General features: G+C 62.7%; 6 protein-coding genes. 5 read left to right on the forward strand and 1 reads right to left on the reverse strand.

All coding sequences use genetic code 11. The features are described from left to right. The first annotated feature begins 50 nt into the window (after nt 1-50). The 5 genes from ENZ74_RS21735 (at nt 51) to ENZ74_RS21755 (ending at nt 3,817) form a co-directional block, all read left to right on the forward strand. Nucleotides 51-905 (forward strand): 23S rRNA (adenine(2030)-N(6))-methyltransferase RlmJ, encoded by an 855-nt coding sequence (locus tag ENZ74_RS21735; protein WP_127312985.1) that lies wholly within the window; start codon nt 51-53, stop codon nt 903-905. A 194-nt stretch (nt 906-1,099) separates the two neighbouring features. After that, nucleotides 1,100-1,552: a hypothetical protein gene (locus ENZ74_RS21740; protein ID WP_013532490.1), complete on the forward strand. Its 453-nt coding sequence runs from the start codon at nt 1,100-1,102 to the stop codon at nt 1,550-1,552. A 134-nt stretch (nt 1,553-1,686) separates the two neighbouring features. Beyond that, nucleotides 1,687-2,268 (forward strand): TetR/AcrR family transcriptional regulator, encoded by a 582-nt coding sequence (locus ENZ74_RS21745; RefSeq protein WP_013532489.1) that lies wholly within the window; start codon nt 1,687-1,689, stop codon nt 2,266-2,268. Further along, nucleotides 2,265-3,101 (forward strand): DMT family transporter, encoded by an 837-nt coding sequence (locus ENZ74_RS21750; protein ID WP_013532488.1) that lies wholly within the window; start codon nt 2,265-2,267, stop codon nt 3,099-3,101. Before ENZ74_RS21745 ends, ENZ74_RS21750 begins: the two co-directional genes overlap by 4 nt. A gap of 101 nt (nt 3,102-3,202) precedes the next feature. Continuing rightward, on the forward strand, nt 3,203-3,817 hold the full coding sequence (locus ENZ74_RS21755) for a LysE family translocator (RefSeq protein WP_013532487.1): 615 nt from the start codon (nt 3,203-3,205) through the stop codon (nt 3,815-3,817). A gap of 21 nt (nt 3,818-3,838) precedes the next feature. On the opposite strand, the gene ENZ74_RS21760 is transcribed toward ENZ74_RS21755, so the two are convergent. Then, entirely contained in the window at nt 3,839-4,150 is a 312-nt protein-coding gene (locus ENZ74_RS21760) for a transcriptional regulator (RefSeq protein WP_013532486.1), read from the reverse strand. Nucleotides 4,151-4,942: the final 792 nt, after the last annotated feature.

The raw sequence follows: 4,942 nt of genomic DNA on the forward strand, positions 1-4,942 counted from the left end.
AAAAGTGGGAACCGGTTTTGGGACAACGACATGCATAACGGCACAAAACGATGAACTACCGCCACGCCAACCATGCCGGGAATTTCGCCGACGTCGTCAAGCATGTCGTGCTGACGCGCTTGCTCGAGTATCTGAAGCAGAAGGACAAGGCGTTTCGGGTCGTCGACACCCATGCCGGCATTGGCCGCTACGATCTGTCGTCGGCCGAAGCGCAGAAGACGGGTGAGTGGCAAGGCGGCATCGGCAGGCTGATCGATGCCCCGTTTGCCGCGCCGGTGGCAGCACTGCTCGCGCCTTATCTGGAGACAATACGGTCGCTCAACCCTGAGGGTGGCATCCAGAAATACCCGGGCTCGCCGTTGATTGCGCGCCATCTCATGCGCAAGCAGGACAGGCTGACCGCGATCGAGCTGCACCCCAAGGATGCCGCGAGGCTGAGGACGTTCTTTGCCGGCGATTTCCAGGCCCGGATCATCGAACTCGATGGCTGGCTGGCGCTCGGCGCCCATCTGCCGCCGAAGGAGAAGCGCGGCCTTGTTCTCATCGATCCGCCATTCGAGGAAGCGGGTGAGTTCGATCGCCTCGTCGACGGGCTCATAAGGGCGCACAAGCGCTGGCCAGGCGGCATCTACGCGCTCTGGTATCCGATCAAGGACCGCAAGGCGATCATCGCTTTCCGCAAGGCGCTGAAGCAATCGGGCATCCCGAAGCTGCTCGACATCGAATTCGAGATCAGGCCGGCCTCTTCGGAACCCAGCCTCGACGGCAGCGGTCTGCTGGTGGTCAATCCGCCGTTCACGCTGGAGGGCGAGTTGCGGACGCTGCTGCCGGCCCTGCACAGGCTGCTTGCGGTGGGGCGGCCGGCGCACTGGTCGTTGGAATGGCTGGCCGGCGAGCAGGCTTGAGGCGGGCTCATTGACGACCCGGGACCCGCGCTCTTTTGGATCCGGGCATGAACGTGCCAGAGCCATTCCGGTGCCGTGTAAATTCGGCTTTGGTCAAAAAGCAGTTTCAAACTGGGAAACCATTGTCAACGCAACCGCTTGACCGCCGCCGAGCGAATCCGCACAGTGCGCACAATCGACCTTGAGAGGCTGCCATGACTCGCTTCGCCAAATCCGCTCTTGCCGCCCTGATTTCGCTCTGCACCCCGCTTGCCGCGCCTCTCGGTATCACCCAGACCGTGCAGGCCGCCGATCTTACGGTCTATTCCGATGAAGACAGCGGGGTCTGCGGTCAGCCTTGGGTACTGAACAAGATCACCAGCCGCTTTTCCTATCAGGTGCATCACGTGCCGCATCTGCCGGATGTGCAGATCACCGATTTCCGGCGCATTCACCAGCATCGCTATCTGGCGGCCGACGATACCTGGCCGATCGGTCGCCGTTATTGCGGGGCCACCGTCAGCCTGTCCGACGGCCGCGATCGCACCATCTGGTACCTGATCGAGGAAGGCCAGGGCTTTGCCTCGATCGGCGACAATGTCGAATTCTGCGTCTCGGGCTTCGACCGCTGGATGGTCTACAACGGCCGCTGCCGCATTCTGCGCTAAACCCGGTTTCCCCTTCCAATCTCTTTCGCGCCTGTGGCTTGATCGGCTGCAGGCGTTTTTCGTGCCGCGTTGACAGCTGGCGCGATCCGTCGCATATGTATGAGACAGACCTGTCTCACCACTCGGTATGCGCCATGACACCATCGCCCGTTTCCGATAAGCGCCAGCACGTCGTTGAAACGGCCTACGTGCTGTTCAAGCGCGCCGGCTTCCATGCGACGGGTATCGACCGGATCATCGCCGAAGCCGATGTGGCCAAGATGACGATGTATCGCCACTTCCCCAGCAAGGACGAATTGATCGTCGAGGTGCTCGACTATCGCGCTATGCGTTTCGACCGCCAGCTCGACCGGCTCGCCCAGGAGGGCATTCCGCCGGAACAGAAAATCGGAAGGATTTTTGACTGGCATGCACTCTGGTTCCGCAGCGCCGATTTCCATGGCTGTCTGTTCGCACATGCATTGGCCGAGTTCGGCGATCCCGGGCATCCGGTTTTCAAGGCCGTTGTCAGGCAGAAGAACGGCCTCAAGCGGCGCATGCGGTCTATCCTCGAAGAGATGATGCCGCGCGGCCGCGCCGAAAGCGTGGCGGCGACACTGCTTATGCTGATCGAAGGTGCGACCTTGCTGGCGCAGATGGGGCCGGCCGACGCCGCCATTCGCGACGCCCGCAAGGCGGCCATGGGCATCGTCGCTGCTTCGCGTAAGTCCCAATGAGCCCGCTGGTCATCGGGCTCGCATTGTTTGCGGCGATCCTGCACGCAACCTGGAACGCGTTCCTGCGCACGGGGGCCGACAGGTTGTGGACCGTCACCGTCATGAGCTTTTCCAGTACGGCGCTCGCCATCCCCTTAGCCTTCTTCCACGCCCTTCCGGCCGCGCCGGCCTGGTCCTACATTGTGCTCTCGGCCTGCCTGCAGGTTGGCTACAGTTTGTTTCTGGTGGCCGCCTACAGATATGGCGAGCTGGGACAGGTCTATCCGATCGTTCGCGGCAGCGTGCCGCTGCTCGTCACGCTCGGCGAGTTCTTCCTGGCCAACCAGCAGCTCACTCTGCCGCAGACCATCGGTGTCGCGCTGGTCGCGGGCGGCATCATGGGCCTTTCTCTCGGAAGGGGCAGGGCCGCCACGACATCGATACTCTATGCGCTGGCAACGGGAGCGATCATCGCCGCCTATGCGACGGTCGATGCGCTCGGCGTTCGGGCGGCGGGAAACGCCGGTGCCTATACCGCATGGGTGCTGGTGATCTACGGCGCGTTGCTGCCGGCGGCCTTCGTCGCCTGCCGTGGCCGGCTCACAGTCGACCTGGGTGCGCCGGAAACCTGGAAGGCGCTGGGCGGCGGCCTGTTTGCACTTCTGGCCTACGGTGTCGTGGTCGCGGCCTTCGCGCTCGGACCGGCCGGTCCGATCACCGCGATCCGCGAAACCAGCGTCGTCTTCGCGGCCTTCATCGGACGTCTGTTCCTCGGCGAGGTGCTGACGCCGCGGCGGGTCGGCGCCTGCGCCATCGTCGCGCTCGGCGCCATCTGCCTCGGCTATCAGCCGTGACGGAAATGCGCATCGCGCAGTTTCTCGATTTTCCTGATGGCGCCGACAGGTAAACCGGCTAGTCTGGACTCCCGAGAGCGGCATTACCCTCGGGAGTTTTCATGGATCTCGCGACCTCGCTTGCCTTTGCGGCCGCCTTCTTCGTGTTCGCTGCCAGCCCGGGTCCGGACAACATGACGATCGTCGCGCGCACAATCTCCAATGGCGCCGCGTCGGGCATCGCCTACGGTGCCGGCACCGTGGTCGGCATCCTCATCTTCCTGATCCTCGCCGCCTTCGGCCTGTCGATCGTCGCCGCCAAGATGGCGATCGTCATGACGGTGCTTCGCTATGGTGGAGCGGCCTATCTGGTCTGGACGGGCATCAGGCTGTGGATGGCGGCGCCCGTCATTCCCGAACTGCAGCCCATCTCAGGACGGCGAGGGCTGTTGATGATTTTTGCCACCGGCATCGCGCTCAATCTTGGCAATCCGAAAATGCCGTTGTTCTACATTGCGCTGTTGCCTAGCGTCGTCGGCGCATCGCTCGACGCAGGTCATCTCGGTGTGCTGATGATGGTGATCGTGGCCGTCGAGGTCGTGGTGATCGGCGGTCATGTCGTCCTCGCCGGTCGCGCCCGCAGCCTGTTGCGCACACCAAGGATCGTACGCCGGGTGAACCGCGCGGCGGGCGGTGTGATGATCGGCGCCGGCGTTGCCGTTGTTGCCGCGCGCTGAGCGGATTGCCCAGTCATCACGCTATTTCCTGCGCGCCGCCGCCTCGGCCTGATCGAGGATCTTGCGCAGGAATGCGGCATGGCCGCGGAACGCGCGCCGTCCGCTCGTCGTCGCCCTGACGCGCGTCTGCGGCCGGCGGCCGACGAACAGCTTTTCGATGTCGACATAACCAGCCCTGGCCAGCGTATCGAGATGCGCACCGAGATTGCCGTCGGTGACGTCCACGATGGCTTTCAGCCCGGTGAAATCCAGCGTTTGCCGCCTTTCCAGCATGCTCAGCGCCGCCATGATCCTGAGCCGAGTGCTCTGGTGGATGATTTCGTCGGCACTCATCGATTGGCTCCGGCGCAGCCAAGCCGGAGGCCGCCGACAACCATGCTGCCGCCGTGGCGGACCGTCTTGGCAATCTCGAACGGCGACAGCGCCGCTTGCTCCTGTGCGATCGACATTGAAATGCTCCAGCATGCTGTACAGAATACTCTGCCATGTAGAGTTATCTGTCAATTCACGAGCAGGCCGATCTGCGTTCGTGCTTGACAAGACGATGCACCGATCGGCTGTCGCATTGCAGTATAGATCGTCCGCCTGCACGAGATGATCGCACCGATGAGGCAGCGGTCATGATATCGGCGACCGACGATCGACACGCAAAGCTGCTCGCTGATCTTCGGAGCTTCACGAGAGGAGCGCTTCCGCGGAGTGTGGAGAATGTCGGCGACACATTCTAGCCAATGGTCGAAGATCAGAAGTGAATTTCTGCGACGATCAGCACGATCATGTGCCGATCGTAACCGAAATTTAAGCTGCGAAAATCAGTCTATTGCTTCGCTGGCTAGCAAGCCGCGAGTCAGATATGCATGAGCGCGCCGGGTCATTACGGCCGTCGGCACAAAGGAAGGGGCATCGCATGGCTAAGCAGTCATCCAAAGCGCCGGCGTCCAAGGCACCGGCAAAGAAAGCACCCGCAAAAGCAGCGACGGCAAAGGTCGCAGCTGCAGTGAAGAAAGCAGCACCCGCTGCCAAGCCGAAGGCCGCGGCGGCCAAGGCAAAAGCAGCACCGGCCAAGAAGCCGGCAGCGAAAGCTGCGGCGAAACCGGCAGTGAAGAAGGCGGCACCCGCCAAGGC

This window comes from Mesorhizobium sp. M7A.F.Ca.CA.002.15.2.1 (assembly GCF_003998715.1).
Classification (GTDB): domain Bacteria; phylum Pseudomonadota; class Alphaproteobacteria; order Rhizobiales; family Rhizobiaceae; genus Mesorhizobium; species Mesorhizobium ciceri.

Bases quoted from the DNA above. Each gene is read 5' to 3' on its own strand.
- ENZ74_RS21745 (WP_013532489.1), top strand. From the start codon at position 1,687: ATGACACCATCGCCCGTTTCCGATAAGCGCCAGCACGTCGTTGAAACG.
- ENZ74_RS21760 (WP_013532486.1), bottom strand. From the start codon at position 4,150: ATGAGTGCCGACGAAATCATCCACCAGAGCACTCGGCTCAGGATCATG.
- ENZ74_RS21740 (WP_013532490.1), top strand. From the start codon at position 1,100: ATGACTCGCTTCGCCAAATCCGCTCTTGCCGCCCTGATTTCGCTCTGC.
- ENZ74_RS21735 (WP_127312985.1), top strand. From the start codon at position 51: ATGAACTACCGCCACGCCAACCATGCCGGGAATTTCGCCGACGTCGTC.
- ENZ74_RS21755 (WP_013532487.1), top strand. From the start codon at position 3,203: ATGGATCTCGCGACCTCGCTTGCCTTTGCGGCCGCCTTCTTCGTGTTC.
- ENZ74_RS21750 (WP_013532488.1), top strand. From the start codon at position 2,265: ATGAGCCCGCTGGTCATCGGGCTCGCATTGTTTGCGGCGATCCTGCAC.